13 protein-coding genes are annotated in these 16,871 nt (G+C 62.4%); 6 read left to right on the top strand and 7 right to left on the bottom strand.

The genetic code is table 11. The features are described 5' to 3' along the window. Positions 1–219: 219 nt before the first annotated feature. The 3 genes from PPA02S_RS22225 to PPA02S_RS22215 form a co-directional block, all read right to left on the bottom strand. Positions 220–1,485, bottom strand: coding sequence for an OmpP1/FadL family transporter (locus PPA02S_RS22225; RefSeq protein ID WP_028633695.1), 1,266 nt, complete (start codon positions 1,483–1,485; stop codon positions 220–222). Positions 1,486–1,631: 146 nt separating this feature from the next. Then, complete coding sequence (locus PPA02S_RS22220; protein WP_028633694.1) at positions 1,632–2,114, bottom strand: hypothetical protein; 483 nt, start codon at positions 2,112–2,114, stop codon at positions 1,632–1,634. A gap of 248 nt (positions 2,115–2,362) precedes the next feature. Further along, positions 2,363–2,587 (bottom strand): hypothetical protein, encoded by a 225-nt coding sequence (locus tag PPA02S_RS22215; RefSeq protein ID WP_028633693.1) that lies wholly within the window; start codon positions 2,585–2,587, stop codon positions 2,363–2,365. Between the two features lie 948 nt (positions 2,588–3,535). Here PPA02S_RS22215 and PPA02S_RS22210 point away from each other — a divergent pair. Both PPA02S_RS22210 and PPA02S_RS22205 read left to right on the top strand, forming a co-directional pair. After that, entirely contained in the window at positions 3,536–3,952 is a 417-nt protein-coding gene (locus PPA02S_RS22210; protein ID WP_028633692.1) for a tetratricopeptide repeat protein, read from the top strand. Between the two features lie 200 nt (positions 3,953–4,152). Next, complete coding sequence (locus PPA02S_RS22205) at positions 4,153–5,526, top strand: DNA recombination protein RmuC (RefSeq protein ID WP_161629588.1); 1,374 nt, start codon at positions 4,153–4,155, stop codon at positions 5,524–5,526. Here PPA02S_RS22205 and PPA02S_RS22200 read toward each other — a convergent pair. Then, positions 5,498–8,974, bottom strand: coding sequence for a hybrid sensor histidine kinase/response regulator (locus tag PPA02S_RS22200; RefSeq protein ID WP_028633690.1), 3,477 nt, complete (start codon positions 8,972–8,974; stop codon positions 5,498–5,500). The two genes, PPA02S_RS22205 and PPA02S_RS22200, sit on opposite strands and share 29 nt — an antisense overlap. Positions 8,975–9,199: 225 nt before the next feature. On the opposite strand from PPA02S_RS22200, the gene PPA02S_RS22195 reads away from it, so the two are divergent. From PPA02S_RS22195 to PPA02S_RS22180, 4 genes are all read left to right on the top strand, one after another. Further along, positions 9,200–9,931, top strand: coding sequence for a GntR family transcriptional regulator (locus tag PPA02S_RS22195; protein ID WP_028633689.1), 732 nt, complete (start codon positions 9,200–9,202; stop codon positions 9,929–9,931). A 125-nt stretch (positions 9,932–10,056) separates the two neighbouring features. Next, on the top strand, positions 10,057–11,331 hold the full coding sequence (locus PPA02S_RS22190) for an MFS transporter (protein ID WP_028633688.1): 1,275 nt from the start codon (positions 10,057–10,059) through the stop codon (positions 11,329–11,331). A gap of 21 nt (positions 11,332–11,352) precedes the next feature. Continuing rightward, positions 11,353–12,186, top strand: coding sequence for an amidohydrolase family protein (locus PPA02S_RS22185; RefSeq protein ID WP_028633687.1), 834 nt, complete (start codon positions 11,353–11,355; stop codon positions 12,184–12,186). A gap of 130 nt (positions 12,187–12,316) precedes the next feature. Then, on the top strand, positions 12,317–14,194 hold the full coding sequence (locus tag PPA02S_RS22180) for a 1-acyl-sn-glycerol-3-phosphate acyltransferase (RefSeq protein WP_028633686.1): 1,878 nt from the start codon (positions 12,317–12,319) through the stop codon (positions 14,192–14,194). A 7-nt stretch (positions 14,195–14,201) separates the two neighbouring features. On the opposite strand, the gene sugE is transcribed toward PPA02S_RS22180, so the two are convergent. From sugE to rdgC, 3 genes are all read right to left on the bottom strand, one after another. After that, the gene (gene sugE, locus PPA02S_RS22175; protein ID WP_028633685.1) at positions 14,202–14,519 is read right to left on the bottom strand and encodes a quaternary ammonium compound efflux SMR transporter SugE; all 318 of its coding nucleotides are present in this window, start codon (positions 14,517–14,519) and stop codon (positions 14,202–14,204) included. A gap of 138 nt (positions 14,520–14,657) precedes the next feature. Then, positions 14,658–15,620: a bile acid:sodium symporter family protein gene (locus PPA02S_RS22170; protein WP_028633684.1), complete on the bottom strand. Its 963-nt coding sequence runs from the start codon at positions 15,618–15,620 to the stop codon at positions 14,658–14,660. A gap of 110 nt (positions 15,621–15,730) precedes the next feature. Then, positions 15,731–16,651, bottom strand: coding sequence for a recombination-associated protein RdgC (rdgC, locus tag PPA02S_RS22165; protein ID WP_028633683.1), 921 nt, complete (start codon positions 16,649–16,651; stop codon positions 15,731–15,733). Positions 16,652–16,871: the final 220 nt, after the last annotated feature.

Below are 16,871 nucleotides of genomic sequence, written 5' to 3'. Positions count from 1 at the left end.
CCGGAAGGGCGGAAAGGTGACTAAGCGCCACCTGCACAAAAGAATGTTTACTCGTAATACGCGCCCACATTAAAAAGTTAGCAGTTCGCAGTTTAATTGCATCGAGTGGACTCCTGCAGACGCTATAGCCCATTCAAAAAGTCCTAACTCAGCACACCCGCCCACATACCAAACGAAAAAAACCGCCACAAGGGCGGTTTTTCACACATAACGTACCGATCAGAACCGATACGTCAGCGAAGCGCCCAAACCATGAGCACTGTTCTCGTACTTGGCCCGGTAGCTACCCTTGGTCGCACTCACCTGGTTAACCTTCGTGTCCTCTTCCCACAGGTAGGAGTAAGCCACATCGATGGTCATGTCGTCGTTCGGGCTCCACCCAGCACCCAGGCTGAAGATCTTGCGATCGCCGGTAGGGATGCGTGGCGAACGGTCCTGGTTGTTGGTCGGCGACTGGTCAACCGTGAAGCCGGTGCGCAACACCCACTCCTTGTTGACCTTGTACGACGCACCCACGGCGTGCGCCCAGGTGTCATGCCAGTTCTGCTCTTCCGAAATCGTCTGGAACGCTGAACCCACCAGCGGGCGGGGTACATCGTTCTGCACCGTGATGTCTTTCAGGCGGCTCCAGCGCGTCCAGGTGCTGCCCGCGTACAAGGTCCACTGGTCGTCCAGTTCGTGGGTGACCGACAAGTCCACCGACTCAGGTGTCTTGATTTTCAGGCTTGCATCGAACTTGCTGCCGCTGTACGGCCCGATCAGCGGGGTCGTGACCTTGGTCTTGCCTTCGAGCTTGTAGTCCACCATCGAGTGGTAGGTCAGGCCGATACGCGTGCGGTCGGTGGCCTGCACCAGCAGGCCGATGTTGTAGCCGACTGCAGTATCGTCGCCCTTGATCTTCACTTCACCATCATTGCGCCCCGGGGTGCGCGGGTTGATCAGGTTCGAGCCCAGTTCACCCTTGATACGGTTGATGGTAGGGCCGAAACCGATCGATACCTTGTCGTTGAAGGCATAGCTGACGGTTGGCTGGAAGGTGACCACCTCCACGTGGCTCTTCTTGCCCCAGTAACGTGCAGCGTCGTCGCTGCCGTAATCGGTGACCAGGCCAAACGGCACGTAGACACCGAAGCCAACGCTCCAGTGGTCATCGATAGGTTTGACGTAGTAACCCATGGGTACCCCGACGACCGGTACCATGTCACCGTCGGTTTCCCCCCCAAGATTGCTACCTGGGCCTGAGATATCCGACTTGGCGATGACCGCCGCGCCGCCCACGGTAACCTGCTGGCGCTTGAGGCGGGACATGCCGGCCGGGTTGCCATACACAGTGCTGGCATCTTCGGCAGATGAGGAACGTCCCGCGAAACCTGTCCCCATGCCGCTAACGCTCTGTTCGTTCAGGGCGAAGCCGCTGGCGAACAGTTGGCCGGACGCGAGCGTGACGGCGAGGCTGAGGGAGGTTTTGAGCATGACTTTTTTCATTATTAGAAACTCCTTGGGATCTCCGAGGCGAAAAGCTACCAACAAATTGCGCGGCGCGCTATAGCCGCAAACACCGAAGATAGAGCGGTTTTGTAGGACAATCCGACCAAAATTCCTTTTTTTCTAGCTAAGTTGTAAGACCCTTCTCAAGACAGTTGAGGTAGTTTCTGATTAATGCAGGTTTCCCACGCTTCCGTGAAATCGCGCAGCCGCCCCTGAGGGCTGAACACCTGTCGCCAGATGCGGGCCAGCGCTTGAAGGTCGTCTGCGGGAGGAAGCAGTGGTGCCTGGGCCTCTACCAGCATCCACGCGATGGCGGTGGAGTAGCGCAGGTTGACGGTCAGTTCAAGGTGCGGGCTGCCGAGAAAGGCGTGTTGGCTGGCCAGGCCGCGTACCAGGCTGGCGAGTTCAGGGTCCAGGGCCAGGTATTCGTCCCACACGGCTCGGTGGCGGTGCTCGCCGATACGGTAAAGCCCGTGGCCACGTCGATCGTGCAGTGCAGACCCGAGCGCCGACTGGCTTGCGGCAATGCCGAGCAACAACGCTTCAGCGCTGGCGCAGTGACGGTTCAGGTAGGCCAGAGTGGGCCGAATGACATGCTGACAGAGTTCCTTCGCCGCAATACCCATGATGCCCTCGAGCAGTAAGGGACCGACGGGCGCTGGAGCTTGGCAGCTGGTGAATGTTCAGGCCCGCCGGAAGCGGCAAGCACCGCTCGAGTTGAAGTGTAGTGTGATAATCATGGTGTAAAGGGCTGTTTTTAAATCGATTGCTGCCAGAGTCGACCAGCCATATGCCCTAAGGCAATTACGCTGGGTCTGCTCAGGCAGGCTTGCGATGGGGGTATTCAGCGCTTGAATGGCCCAGCATTCTCCGCTCACGCGGTGAGCGACTGGCGTGTCCGGGCAATGATCGCCTGCAGCGGCTCGCTGCGGCTGTACTGCTCGGGGTACAAGCGTTCGGTGTGGCAGGCGATGCCATGTTCGTCCACCAGGGTGAAGCTGAAGCTGCCCTTGCGTGGGGCCACGATCAAGCACTTCAGTGGGGAGAAGGCTTGGGAAAGGGTGCCAATGGCAGCCTGAATTTGGTGATGAGTTTGCATATTGTTGGAAGTTTCCTGCGTTGAACACGGGGATTAGGATCCGTGCATGATAGAAACGTTCCAGTGACGCCTTTATTAAGGGACGAGAGAACCCGACTGGAACAATGCAGCCAGAGGGAGCGCAATCAAGTAGTGGGCGCTTGGGCTGACTGGTAGGTACTTCAGAGGGCAGGCAGCACGCCGGGGCCAGGGTTCTGGGCCATCGGGTGGGATCCTGATCAATCTGTCATGTGATTCATTGGCGTACAGCCTATTGGCTGCCGGGCGAATCATCTAAAGGGCCGGTCCTGGTTTCAGCAGTACGCTGTTGGGGAAGCGAGTCTGCAAGGACACTGTTGGCCAGAATTGACTTTCAGCTTGGTACTAACGAGGGGCACCTTACCGGAGCTTCGCAAGCTTGGCAAGCATTATTATCTGCGAAGCAAGCCGAGCAGTATGTTCGAATTTCCTGAGGCTGTGAAGGGGTTGTAATGCTCCTTTTTGGGGCGGGATCGAGTCATCGGATACCCGAACGGATGTTTTCGCACGGCTTGTGCACATTCGGTGTGGCCCCTGTAACACCCCCGCAACACGCAGCGAAGCGTTCGCCAATGACTTGACTGGCCAGTTAAGTCAATGAAAAAAAACACTATTTTTAACTGGTGAAAAAATCGTCAGTTTGTCAGGAGGCCATATACCACGCGGCTTTGAGGGGGGTGGGAAGGGGTTGTCCACCGAGTTATCCACAGGAACTGTGGATTGTCCCAAGCGCTTGCTCTAGCCCGGGCATGGCGCGGCCAGACGGCCTTCCAACTCGTTTAGATGGGTAAGCCCAGGCCTCCACTCATTACCCTGACTACGTCAAGAAACGATCACATGAAATTTTTTAAAAAATAAGCCGTCGCGTTGGGCCGATGTCGGGAAAAGGAGTAGAGTGGCGCGCTTTTCGATTTGCCTGCCCCTGTTGCCATGAAGTCTCTCGGTAAAACCTCCGTCAACACCGCCATAGCTGCTGCGCCCCCCACCCGCAGGTTCTCGCTCAAGGTTGCCCTGTGGTTGCTGGATAACCCACGGCTGAATGAAAAGCCCAAGGTCAAGCACCTGGCTGGCCGCTTGCTCAAACGGCCAGCTCGCCAAGGCGTGGTGGTTGCGCAGAGCCGGTTGGGGCAGATGTTGTGTCGCGACTGTGGCAGCGCGCGCGACCGCCGGATTGGTCATGACCTGCTGCGTCAGGCCGCACGGGGCGGTGATCGCCGGGCTCAGCTGGAATACGCACGTGTTTGCCAGCACAGTGCCCCGGACCAGGCCCGGTTCTGGTTGGAGCTGGCCGCAGGCCAGGGGTCGCATGAGGCTCGCACACTGCTGCACCAGTGGTTCGGCACCTGAAGCGCGCCTGGTCGCGCGTAGCGCGGGCAACCCTCCTGCCGGGCTGATAAGCTGCCCCCCTTTGCCAGAACAGTATCGGGGTAAGCATGACAGTTGATCTGGCCAGTGTCCTGCTGGGTTTGGTGGCGGGGGTGGTGCCTGGCCTGGTGTGGGCCATGCAGCTACAGCGTGGGCAGGGGGCGCGGCACGCAGCGCAGGCACTGCTGGAAGAGCGCCTCAACGCAGCCCAGCTGGCCCAGGCCGGTCTGCAGGCGCAACTGGACGCCAGCCGTGACGAGGTCAGCGACCTCAGCGAAGCCAACACCGCAAAGCAGGCCCAGCTCGCCGCCCAGGGCCGTGAGCTGGAGTTGCTGCAAGTCGAGCGCGACAACGCCCGCGATGCCTCCCATGCCTGGAACCTGGAACGCGCCAACCGCGAGGCCGAGCTGCGTCGCCTGGAGGCGCAGGCAGCGCGCCTGGAAGCGGAGCTGCGTGAGCAGCAGGAAAGCCATCAGCAGCGCCTGGAGGACCTGCAGGAGGCCCGGGAAACGTTGCGTGCCCAGTTCGCCGACATGGCCACAAAAATTTTCGACGAGCGCGAGCAGCGTTTTGCCCAAACCAGCCAACAGCACCTGGGGCAATTGCTCGACCCGCTTAAGGAACGTATCCAGTCGTTCGAGAAGCGCGTGGAGGAAAGCTACCAGCAGGAAGCTCGTGAGCGTTTCTCGCTTGGCAAGGAACTGGAGCGCCTGCAACAGCTCAACCTGCGCCTGTCAGACGAAGCCACCAACCTGACCCAGGCGTTGAAAGGGCAGAAAACCCAGGGCAACTGGGGTGAGCTGATTCTGGAGCGGGTGCTGGAGCACGCCGGCCTTGAGAAGGGCCGCGAGTACCAGACCCAGGTGAGCCTCAAGAGCGCCGATGGCGAGCGCTTTCAGCCGGACGTGCTGATCATGCTGCCCGGCGACAAGCAGGTGGTGGTGGATGCCAAGGTCAGCCTCACCGCCTACCAGCAGTACGTGGCTGGCAACGACGAAGCGGCGCTCAAGCAACATGTGCAATCGCTGCGCAGCCACGTCAAAGGGTTGTCCAGCAAGGACTACAGCCGGCTCGAAGGCTTGCACAGCCTCGATTTCGTGCTGCTGTTCGTGCCTATCGAGGCGGCGTTCTCTGCCGCTCTGCAGGCAGAGCCGAACCTGTTCCAGGAAGCCTTCGACCGGCAGATCGTGATTGTCAGCCCAACCACCCTGCTGGCCACCCTGCGCGTCATCGACAGCCTGTGGAAGCAGGAGCGTCAGGGCCAGAACGCTCGCGAAATCGCCGAGCGCGCCGGGTGGCTGTACGACAAGTTCGTGCTGTTCATCCAGGACCTGGACGAGCTGGGCAGCCGCCTGCAACAAGTGGACAAGGCCTACGCCGCCGCGCGCAACAAGCTGTGCGAGGGGCGCGGCAACCTGGTCAGCCGCAGCGAGCAGCTCAAGTTGCTGGGGGCCAGGGCCAGCAAGAGCCTGCCACCCAGCTTGCTGGAGCGGGCCCTGAGCGATGAGGCGGTGCCGGGGGAAGCGCTTACTGAACCAGGCTCAGATGACGGTTGAGCAGGGCCCGCAGCGCCGCTGGCTTGACCGGCTTGGCCAGGAAGTCCAGGCCCGCAGCATGCACCAGCCCTAGGGTTTCCTTGCTGCCATCGGCACTGATCACCACCCCCGGTACCGGTTCGCCCAGCCGCGCCCGTAACCAGCCCATCAGGCCGGTGCCGGTGTCGCCGTCATCCAGGTGGTAGTCCACCAGGGCCAGGTGCGGGCGCATGCCGTCTGCCAGCAGCGCTTCGCATTCGGCGCGGCTGCGGGCCGTCCACACCTGGCAGCCCCAGCGGCTGAGCAGGCTGTTCATGCCAATCAGAATGCTGTCTTCATTGTCCACGCACAGTACCTGCAGGCCAGCCAGCGGCTCGCTGCGTTGTTCCAGCGGCGCGGTGGTGGCCGCCGCGGCCTGGCGGGCGATGGGGACGCTGACCCGGAACACCGTGCCCTTACCAGGCCACGAGCGCACCTCCAGGGAGTGCCCCAGTACCCGGCACAGGCCGTCGGCGATCGCCAGGCCCAGGCCCAGGCCTTTTTCGGCACGGGTCTGGTGGCTGTCCAGGCGCTTGAACTCCTGGAAGATCACCTGCAGCTTGTCATCGGCGATACCTGGGCCACGGTCCCACACCTCCAGCCACAGCCGCTCGCCCTGGCGACGGGCGCCCAGCAAGATCGGGCTTTTGCCGTAGCGAAGGGCATTGGTGAGGAAGTTTTGCAGTACCCGGCGCAGCAGTTTCATATCGCTGTCCACCCGCAGGCGGCTGCCGCGCAGACGGAACTCCAGGCCTTTTTCGGCAGCCAGCACCTTGAACTCGGCACCCAGTGTGTCGAACAGTTCGTTAAGGGCGAATGGCTTGGCGACCGGGGTGATCTTGCCGTTTTCCAGCCGTGAGATATCCAGCAGGTCGCTGATCAGCTCCTCGGCAGAGCGCAGCGAGCTGTCCATGTGCTGGACCAGTTGCCGGGCTTCCGTCGTCATGCCCTCGGCCTGCTGGGAAAGGGCTGCAGAGAACAGCCTTGCCGCGTTCAACGGCTGCATCAGGTCGTGGCTGACCGCAGCCAGGAAGCGCGTCTTGGACTGGCTGACCGCCTCGGCATGGCTCTTGGCTTCGGTCAGCGCCTGGTTCAGTTGCGACAGCTCATGGGTGCGCTCTGCTACGCGCTGTTCCAGGCCCTCATTGGCGTCCCGCAGCGCCTGCTCGGCTTCGCGGAACGGCGTGATGTCGGTGAAGCTCATCACGAAGCCGCCCCCCGGCATGGGGTTGCCGATCAGCTCGATCACGCGGCCGTTGGGGAACAACCGCTCGGAAGAGTGCGCCCGGCCCTGGCGCATCCAGTGCAGGCGCCGCGCCACGTGCACCTGGGCCTCGCCGGGCCCGCACAGGCCGCGCTCGGCGTTGTAGCGGATGATGTCGGCGATGGGCCGGCCCACGCTGATCAGCCCCTCCGGGTAGTTGAAAAGCTCCAGGTACCGGCGGTTCCAGGCCACCAGGTGCAGGTTCTGGTCGACCACGCTGATGCCCTGGTTGATGTTCTCGATGGCGCCCTGCAGCAGGGCGCGGTTGAACTGCAGCACCTCACTGGCCTCGTCGGCAATGCGCACCACGTCCTCCAACTGCATGTCGCGGCCTTCGATGGCGGCCTTGACCACAGCCCGCGTGGAGGACGTGCCCAGTACCCCGGCCAGCAGGCGCTCGGTATGCTCGATCCAGTCGCCGTCGGCGTTCTGGTTGGGGTTGAAGCCCTTGCCCTGGCGGTAGGCGAAACGGATGAAGCTCTGCCGGGCGCGCTCTTCGCCGACAAAGCGCGAGGCCAGGGTCAGCAAGTCGTCGATCTGCACCGCCAGCAAGGGCTTGCTGCTGGGGCGGGCGCTGGTTTGCTGGCCGATGAAGCGGCCCGCCTGCCAATGTTCCGACACCCGTGTGCGTGACAGCACCGACACCCAGGCGAACAGTGTGAAGTTGCCGGCCAGTGACAACACCACCCCCTGGGTGAGCGGGCTGATCGGCAGGTTCAGCGGGTTGCCGTGCAGCCACGCCAGCCCCGGGAACAGTTGCAATGACCAGCCAACGCTGTGGGCGGCAATGGGCAGTACCAGGGTGTAGAACCACAGGAAGATGCCGGCTGCCAGCCCGGCAAATACGCCACGGCGGTTGGCCTGCTTCCAGTAGAGTGCCCCGAGCATGGCCGGCGTCAACTGGGTAACGGCGGCGAACGCAATTTGGCCGATGGTAGCCAGGCTGGCGGTAGAGCCCAGCAGGCGGTAGCTGACGTAAGCGAGCAGCAGGATCACCACGATGGTCACCCGGCGTACCGAAAGCATCCAGTGGCGGAACACTTCGAACGGCCGTTCGGCGTTGTTGCGCCGCAGCAGCCACGGCAGCAGCATGTCGTTGGACACCATGGTCGACAGCGCGACCGCCTCGACAATCACCATGCCGGTGGCCGCGGAGGCGCCGCCGATGAACGCCAGCAGGGCCAGGCTGGGGTGGGCTTCGGCCAGTGGCAGGCTGATGACGAACGAGTCGGACATCACCGTCCCCGGCAACAGCATCTGCCCGGCGAGGGCGATGGGCACCACAAACAGCGCGGCCAGCGCCAGGTACATCGGAAATACCCAGCGCGCCAGGCGCATGTCCTGGGGCTCGATGTTTTCCACCACGGTGACGTGAAACTGCCGCGGCAGGCAGATGATGGCCATCATCGCCACGGCGGTCTGCACCACCATCGACGGCCAGTTGATTGTTTCTTGCCAGTAGTCCTGCAGGTGGATGGATTGCCGCGCCTGCGTGAACAGGTCATCGAAGCCGTCGTAAAGGTTGAAGACCACGAAGATACCCACCGCCAGAAACGCCAGCAGCTTGATCAGCGACTCGAAGGCGATGGCCAGCACCATGCCGCGGTGGTGTTCGGTGACATCCAGGCTGCGGGTGCCGAACACGATGGCGAACACGGCAAGCACCAGCGAAACCACCAGTGCGGTGTCCTGCACCCGGGTACCGGTGGCGTCGGCATTGGCGCCGATCAGCAGGTTCACGCCCAGCACGATGCCCTTCAACTGCAGGGCGATATAGGGCAGTACGCCCACCAGGCAGATCAGCGCCACCACCACCGCCAGGGTTTGCGACTTGCCGTAACGTGCGGCGATGAAGTCGGCGATCGACGTGATGTTCTGCTGCTTGCTGATCAGCACCATCTTCTGCACCACCCAGGGCGCAAAGATGAGCAGCAGCACCGGCCCCAGGTAAATGGGTAAAAACGCCCACAACTGCTCGGCGGCCTGGCCGACGGCGCCGAAGAATGTCCAGCTGGTGCAATACACCGCCAGCGACAGGCTGTACACCCAGGCGCGCAACTTCGGCGGCAGCGGCGTGCTGCGGCGGTCGCCGTAGAACGCGATGGCGAACATGATGGCCATATAGGCGAGGGCGACCACGGCGATCAGCCCGCTGGACAACGACATGAAGACTCCGAAGCAAAAAAATTTAACGTGGCCCGATGGGTCAGTCTGGCACGGCCAGCGCCTTGTCGTCAGCGCCGACATTGGTCGCAGTGGCAGGTCGTCGCAGCCCACGGCCGCAGGGGTTCCGATGGCGCCGACGGGCGGAGGATTGACAGGCTACAGGTGAAAGCGAATACTCCCCTCAAATTCATATATATGTCTATATAACAAGATGAGGACGAAACCATGCACCCCCTGACCGGTGATGCTCGACTGCCTCGCTACCAGCAACTGCGCGACCACATGGTCATGCAGATCGCCAACAATCGCTGGCGCCCGGGTGAGGCAATACCCACCGAGGCGGCGCTGGCTGCCGAGTTCGACATGTCGGTAGGCACCGTGCGCAAGGCCGTGGACGTGCTGGTTGCCGAAGGCGTGCTGGAGCGTCAGCAGGGCCGGGGTACCTTCATTCGGCGGCCACAGTTTCAGTCTTCGTTGTTCCGCTTCTTCCGGTTCGAAACGGCCAATGGCGAGCGCGTGGTCCCCGAGAGCCGCATCCTGGCAATCACAGCCGTACCCGCACCCTCCGCCGTAGCCCAGGCGCTGGGCCTGGGTGCGCAGGCAGAAGTCATCCGCATGCAGCGTATTCGCCTATTGGGGGCCCAACCGGTGCTGGCCGAGGAAATCTGGCTGCCACGCCAGCCCTTCCAGGCCCTGCTGGAGGTCGACCTGGACAGCAAGGGACCGCTGCTTTACCCGATCTACGAGCATCTGTGTGGCCAAGTGGTGGCCTCGGCCGAAGAGACCCTGACGGCCGAGGCGGTGGACGCGGTGCATGGCCGGCTGCTGCACCTGCCGGCCGACAGCCCGGTGGTGGTGATCGAGCGCCTGGCCCGTGACTATGCCGGCAAACCGCTTGAATGGCGCCGCTCGCGCGGCCATGCGCAGCACTTCCGCTACCGCATCGACATCCGTTAAGCCGGTCGTTCCTGCTTTACCTGCCTGCGCCCTCACGCCGGGGCGCAGTGGCTTCGCCTGCCCGTTGGCCCATGCAGCAGCAAGGGTGACCGGTTGAAACACACACAACTAGAAGGATAACAATCATGTTCAGCTGGTACCGCCAGATCACCTCACGGGAACGCAAGACGTTCTGGGCCTGCTTCGGCGGCTGGTCGCTCGATGCACTGGAAGTGCAGATGTTCGGCCTGGCCATCCCCGCGCTTATTGCTGCTTTTTCCCTGTCAAAGGGTGATGCCGGACTGATCAGCGGCCTGACCCTGGTAACCTCGGCTATCGGTGGCTGGCTGGGTGGCACATTGTCCGACCGCTACGGGCGCGTGCGCGTCCTGCAGTGGATGATCCTCTGGTTCTCGTTCTTCACCTTCCTCTCGGCCTTCGTCACAGGCTTCTACCCGTTGCTGTTCGTCAAGGCCATGCAGGGCTTTGGTATTGGTGGCGAGTGGGCTGCCGGCGCGGTGCTGATGGCCGAAACCATCAACCCCAAGTACCGGGGCAAGGTCATGGGCACCGTACAAAGCGCCTGGGCAGTGGGCTGGGGCCTGGCCGTGGCGCTGTTCACGCTGATCTACTCGCTGGTGCCGCAGGAATTTGCCTGGCGGGTGATGTTCTTCGTCGGCCTGTTGCCGTCGTTGCTGATCATCTGGGTGCGCCGCAACGTGCCAGAGCCGGACAGCTTCCGGCGGCTGCAGAAAGAACAGGTCATCCCTGGCAGTTTTTTCAAGTCCATGGCCGGTATCTTCCGCCCTGAGCTGCTGCGGGTAACCCTGTTGGGCGGGCTGCTGGGCCTGGGGGCACATGGGGGTTACCACGCGGTGATGACCTGGCTGCCGACCTTCCTCAAAACCGAGCGCAACCTGTCGGTGCTCAACTCCGGGGGCTACCTGGCCGTCATCATCCTGGCCTTCTGGTGCGGGTGCGTGGTCAGTGGCCTGTTGATCGACCGCATTGGCCGGCGCAAGAACATCCTGCTGTTCGCCGTGTGCTGCGTGCTCACTGTGCAGGCCTATGTGTTTTTCCCGCTGAGCAACACGCAGATGCTGTTCCTGGGCTTCCCGCTGGGTTTCTTCGCGGCGGGCATTCCGGCCAGCCTGGGCGCGTTCTTCAACGAGCTGTACCCGGCCGATGTACGCGGGGCGGGGGTAGGCTTCTGCTACAACTTCGGCCGCGTGCTGTCGGCGGTGTTCCCGTTCCTTGTCGGGCACATGAGCGAATCCATGTCACTGGGCGCCGCCATCGGCATCGACGCCGGCATTGCCTATGGCGTGGCCGTTATCGCTGCGCTTTGCCTGCCGGAAACCCGCGGCCGCAACCTGCAGGCCGCCACCTCGCCGGACGCTGCCGGTGCGGTTGCCAAGTAACCTGACCTTATTATGAGTGCCATGCCCCACGAACCCGATTTACACATCACTGCCATCGACAGCCATGCCCACGTGTTCAGCCGAGGGCTGGCGATGGCGCAAGAGCGGCGTTACGCGCCCGACTACGATGCGCCACTGGCCGAGTACCTGGGCCAGTTGCTTGCCCATGGCTTCAGCCACGGGGTGCTGGTGCAGCCCAGTTTTCTGGGCACCGACAACAGCTACCTGCTGGCTGCCTTGCAAGCTGCGCCTGGCCAGCTGCGCGGGGTGGTGATGGTGGAGCCGAACGTGCAGCGCGAAACCCTCGATGCAATGGCCCGGCTGGGCGTACGGGGGGTGCGCCTCAATTTGATGGGGCAGGCGTTGCCGGACTTCTCGACCGGTGCATGGCGGCAGCTGTTCCAGCGGATTGGCGAGCAGGGCTGGCACCTCGAACTGCATCGACACGTGGCAGACATCCCCGCGCTGGTTCGGGCATTGCAGCCCTATGGGCTGGACCTGGTCATTGACCACTTTGGCCGCCCCGACGCGCGCCAAGGTCTCGGGCAGCCCGGTTTGGCCGAGCTATTGACCCTGGGCGGGCTTGGCAACGTCTGGGTGAAGGTGTCCGGGATCTACCGCCTGGAAGGCAGCCCACAGCAAAACCTGGCCTTCGCCCGCCAGGCGTTGGGGGCGTTGGAGGCGCATTTTGGCGCCGAGCGGCTGATGTGGGGCAGCGATTGGCCGCATACCCAGCATGAGGCAGGGGTGAGTTTCGCCAGTGTGGTCGGGCAGTTCGACGCACTGGGTTGCGCGGCGCCACTGCGCCAGGCCCTGTTGGTCGATACGGCGCAACGGTTGTTCCGGTTCGACTGACGCCAAGGGTGTGGCGTGCAACTCCCTGGAAACAGGCCTGTCAGTGGTGGTGGCAATTGTGGCTTCATAGAGGCCGCGTGCATCCCAATCAGATAACTGCCACCCATGGCTGAACCCAGGACCAAGGACGATGAGTCACTCCTCGCAATTCACCTTGCTCGGCAAGCGGCGCTTCCTGCCATTTTTCATCACCCAGTCGCTGGGTGCGTTCAACGACAACCTGTTCAAACAGTCGCTGATCCTGGCGATTCTGTTCAAGTTGAGCCTGGGTGATGGCGATCGCTCCATCTGGGTCAACCTGTGTGCCCTGCTGTTCATCCTGCCGTTTTTCCTGTTCTCGGCACTGGGCGGGCAGTTTGGCGAGAAGTTTGCCAAGGACGCGCTCATCCGCGCGATCAAGCTTGCCGAAATCGCCATCATGTCGATAGGCGCGCTGGGCTTTGTCACCCACCACCTGGCCCTGATGCTGGTGGCCCTGTTCGGGATGGGGACCCATTCGGCGCTGTTCGGGCCGGTCAAGTATTCCATCCTGCCCCAGGCCCTGCGCGAACAGGAACTGGTAGGTGGCAATGGGCTGGTGGAAACCGGCACGTTCCTGGCCATCCTGGCCGGCACCATCGGCGCCGGGGTGATGATGTCCTCCGACGACTACGCCTGGGTGGTGGCCGGCGGTGTGGTCGGCACCGCTGTACTAGGCTACCTGGCCAGCCGCTGGATCCCGCGCGCGGCGGCGGCGTCGCCGCATGCGGTGCTGGACTGGAACATCTTCAAGCAGTCCTGGGTGATTCTGCGCATGGGGCTAGCGCAACCGCCGGCAGTGTCCCGGTCGATCGTGGGCAACTCCTGGTTCTGGTTCGTCGGCGCCATCTACCTCACCCAGATCCCTGCCTACGCCAAGGACTGGCTGCACGGTGACGGCACGGTCGTTACGCTGGTGCTGACGCTGTTTTCGGTAGGCATCGCCCTGGGCTCGCTGCTGTGCGAGCGCCTGAGCGGGCGCAAGGTCGAGATCGGGCTGGTGCCGTTCGGCTCGTTCGGGCTGACCGTGTTCGGCTTGCTGTGGTGGTGGCACTCCGGCGACGTACCGGCGGCCGCTGCGCCCCACGACTGGCTGGCACTGCTGAGCATGAGCCAGGCCTGGTGGGTGCTGCTGTCCATCGTTGGCCTGGGCGTGTTCGGCGGTTTCTACATCGTGCCGCTGTATGCGCTGATCCAGGCCCGTACCGCCGAAGACCAGCGCGCCCGCGTGATCGCCGCCAACAACATTCTCAATGCGTTGTTCATGGTGGTTTCAGCGCTGCTGACCATTGCGCTGCTAGGCCTGGCCGGGTTCACCATCCCGCAGTTGTTCCTGGTGGTGTCATTGCTGAACATTGCGGTCAACGCCTACATCTTCAGCATCGTGCCCGAATTCACCATGCGCTTTCTCATCTGGTTGCTCAGCCACTCGATGTACCGGGTAAAGCACCAGGGCCTGGAGCGTATACCGGACGAAGGGCCGGCGTTGCTGGTGTGCAACCATGTGTCGTTCGTTGACGCGCTGCTGCTTGGCGGGGCCATCCGCCGGCCGATTCGTTTTGTCATGTATTACAAGATCTACAACCTGCCGGTGTTGAACTTCATTTTCCGCACCGCAGGTGCCATCCCGATTGCCGGGCGCAGCGAAGACCTGGCGACTTACGAACGCGCGTTCGCACGTATTGCCCAGTACCTGGCCGAAGGCGAGCTGGTGTGTATCTTCCCGGAAGGCAAGCTGTCGGCCGATGGTGAGATCGATGTGTTCAAGGGCGGCGTCAGCCACATTCTGGAACAAACGCCGGTGCCGGTCATTCCGTTGGCGTTGCAGGGGTTGTGGGGCAGCTTTTTCAGCCGTGACCCTGCCAAAGGGTTTTTCAAGCGGCTGTGGTCGCGGGTGACCATCGTGGCAGGCGCCGCCATCCCGGCGGAGGCGGCGCAGCCAGAGGTGTTGCGGGAGCAGGTAAGCCGCTTGCGCGGAGCCATACGCTGACAGGCTGTCAGCTGGCGCTGACTTTGAGGCCCACCAGGCCACAGATGATCAGTGCCACGCTGACCAGCCGCACCAGGGCCATGGACTCACCAAACAGGATGATGCCGGCGATTACCGTGCCCACTGCACCTACGCCTGTCCAAATGGCGTAAGCCGTACCCAGCGGCAGTTCTTTCATGGCCAGGCCCAGCAGGCCCAGGCTGACTGCCATGGCCGCGATGGTGAGTGCAGTAGGCAGGGGCTTGCTGAAACCATCGGTGTATTTCAGGCCAACGGCCCAGCCTACTTCGAACAGGCCGGCAAAGAACAGGATGATCCAGGACATGGTGCGTCTCCATCAGGTGGGATGATGGGGCCGTCCCCGGAATGATCACGCTTGGCGTCGTGAGGTCGTCCTCACAGTGACTTGCATGGTGCCCATCTGCCCGCTTCGGATCAAGAGGGCAGGGGCACGTAGTACCGCTCAGCGGCCAGCGGTAGGGTCCCGAGGCGCGGTGCCTGCGTCGTCCATGCGTCGGAACCAGGTGGACAACAATGCCCCGGAAATATTGTGCCAAACGCTGAACAGCGCGCTGGGCACCGCTGCCAGTGGCGAAAAATGCGCCGCCGCCAGCGCTGCCCCCAGCCCGGAGTTCTGCATGCCGACCTCCAGGGCCAGCGACTTGCGCTGGGCCAGGGGCAGTTTGCACAGCTTGCCAGTGAGGTAACCCAGCAGGTAGCCGAAGCTGTTGTGCAGTATTACCACCGCCATGATCAGCAAGCCGGATTCGGCAATCTTGGCCTGGCTGGCCGCCACCACCGCGCACACGATCATGACGATGCTCACCACCGACACCAGTGGCAACACCTGTACCGCAGCTTGTACCCGTGCGCCCAGCAAGCGTTGCGCCAGCACCCCTAGCACGATAGGCAGCATGACCAACTGCAAGATCGACCAGAACATGTCCATGAAGGACACCGGCAGCCAGGCCGAGGCCAGGAACCAGATCAACGCGGGCGTGAGCAATGGGGCCAGCAAGGTGGTCACTGCGGCAATGGCCACTGCCAGCGCCAGGTCGCCACGGGACAGCCAGACCATGACGTTGGACGCGGTGCCACTGGGGCAGCAGCCCACCAGAATCACACCCACGGCGATTTCAGGCGGCAGGTGAAACACCTGGCACAGCAGCCATGCCATGCCAGGCATGATCACGAAATGGGCCACCACCCCCAGCATCACGCGCCAGGGTTGGCGGGCGAGGGCGGCAAAGTCGTCCAGTTTGAGGGTGAGGCCCATGCCGAACATCACCAGCCCCAGCAGCGGTACGATGGCCACTTTCAGGGCAATGAACCACTGGGGTTGCAGGAAGGCCAGTACGGCAAATACCAGCACCCACAGGGCAAAGGTGTTGCCGACGAAACGGCTGAGAGCGGCGAGCGCACGCATGGCAGGGAATTCTCCGGTTCAGCTGCAAGTAATAAAGAAGTGGCGCTTTGATCAGCGCCACTCGGTTGTGCTTGTTGTTGTAGCTTGCGGCCCAGGCTGCGCAGGCGCTATCAGACGCCTTGGGGGATTTCTTCGCCGCCCAGGGCTTCGAACAGTGTGGGCAGGAATTCTGCGAAGGTCATCATCATCAGCTGGAAGCTGGCATCGAACTGCTGGGCAGCCTCGTCACCGCCGTCCTGCTCGGCCTGCTCTTGCAGCAGCTCTTCGAACTTCAGGCGTTTGATCACCATCTTGTCGTCCAGTACGAATGACAGTTTGTCTTGCCAGGCCATGGCCAGCTGGGTCACCACCTTGCCGGTGCTCAGGTGCAGCTGGATTTCCTCGCCGGTCAGGTCCTGGCGCTTGCAGCGCACGATGCCACCGTCTTCGGCGGTGTCGCGCAGCTCGCACTCATCCAGTACATAGAAACCTTCGGCAGCCTGCTGCGACTTGACCCAGTCGGTCATGGTGGCGACCGGGGCGATCTTGACGGTAGCCGGGCGCACAGGCAGCGAGCCCATCACTTCGCGCAGGGTGGACAACAGGTCTTCGGCGCGCTTGGCACTGGCCGAGTTGACCAGCACCATCCCCAGGCGTGGGGCAATGGCGGCGAAGATCATCGAGCGGCGGATGAACGCACGCGGCAGGAACGCCTGGATGATTTCGTCCTTGATCTGGTCGCGTTCCTTTTTGTAAACCTTGCGCATCTGCTCGGTTTCGATTTCTTCGACCTTTTCCTTTACAGCGTCATTGACCACGCTGCTGGGCAGAATGCGTTCTTCCTTGCGGGCGGCAATCAGCAGGTATTCGCCGCTTACATGCACCAGGGGAGCGTCTTCGCCTTTACCGAACGGAGCGACGAAGCCATAGGTGGTCAGCTCCTGGCTGGCACAGGGGCGGGCCGGCTTGCTGGCCAATGCGGCTTCCAGCGCTTCAGCCTCGAAAGGCACATCCTGGGTCAGGCGATAGGTGAGCAGGTTCTTGAACCACATGAGGGGGGATCTCTCCTTAATGCATAAGGCGGGCATTATTCTCCGAGCGGCCCCCCGAGGCCAACCCTGTCAGAGGGCCAGTAGTCACTCCAGGGGCAATTAAACCGGCGGTTACGCTAGGTTATTGAAAGGCCTGCGTTTTTTTTCAGATATTTTTCAAAAAGAGCTTGCCAGGGTTGAATGCCCTCCGTAGAATGCGCGCCACACCGAGACGAAGGGT

Origin of the sequence: Pseudomonas parafulva NBRC 16636 = DSM 17004 (assembly GCF_000730645.1) — a bacterium.
Lineage (GTDB): Bacteria > Pseudomonadota > Gammaproteobacteria > Pseudomonadales > Pseudomonadaceae > Aquipseudomonas > Aquipseudomonas parafulva.
Note: the sequence above shows the minus strand (reverse complement) of the source record. Positions and strands in the feature narration are given on the sequence as shown.

Coding starts and splice junctions, on each gene's coding strand:
- PPA02S_RS22225 (WP_028633695.1), bottom strand. CDS start 1,485: ATGAAAAAAGTCATGCTCAAAACCTCCCTCAGCCTCGCCGTCACGCTC.
- PPA02S_RS22220 (WP_028633694.1), bottom strand. CDS start 2,114: ATGGGTATTGCGGCGAAGGAACTCTGTCAGCATGTCATTCGGCCCACT.
- PPA02S_RS22215 (WP_028633693.1), bottom strand. CDS start 2,587: ATGCAAACTCATCACCAAATTCAGGCTGCCATTGGCACCCTTTCCCAA.
- PPA02S_RS22210 (WP_028633692.1), top strand. CDS start 3,536: ATGAAGTCTCTCGGTAAAACCTCCGTCAACACCGCCATAGCTGCTGCG.
- PPA02S_RS22200 (WP_028633690.1), bottom strand. CDS start 8,974: ATGTCGTTGTCCAGCGGGCTGATCGCCGTGGTCGCCCTCGCCTATATG.
- PPA02S_RS22195 (WP_028633689.1), top strand. CDS start 9,200: ATGCACCCCCTGACCGGTGATGCTCGACTGCCTCGCTACCAGCAACTG.
- PPA02S_RS22190 (WP_028633688.1), top strand. CDS start 10,057: ATGTTCAGCTGGTACCGCCAGATCACCTCACGGGAACGCAAGACGTTC.
- PPA02S_RS22185 (WP_028633687.1), top strand. CDS start 11,353: ATGCCCCACGAACCCGATTTACACATCACTGCCATCGACAGCCATGCC.
- PPA02S_RS22180 (WP_028633686.1), top strand. CDS start 12,317: ATGAGTCACTCCTCGCAATTCACCTTGCTCGGCAAGCGGCGCTTCCTG.
- sugE (WP_028633685.1), bottom strand. CDS start 14,519: ATGTCCTGGATCATCCTGTTCTTTGCCGGCCTGTTCGAAGTAGGCTGG.
- PPA02S_RS22170 (WP_028633684.1), bottom strand. CDS start 15,620: ATGCGTGCGCTCGCCGCTCTCAGCCGTTTCGTCGGCAACACCTTTGCC.
- rdgC (WP_028633683.1), bottom strand. CDS start 16,651: ATGTGGTTCAAGAACCTGCTCACCTATCGCCTGACCCAGGATGTGCCT.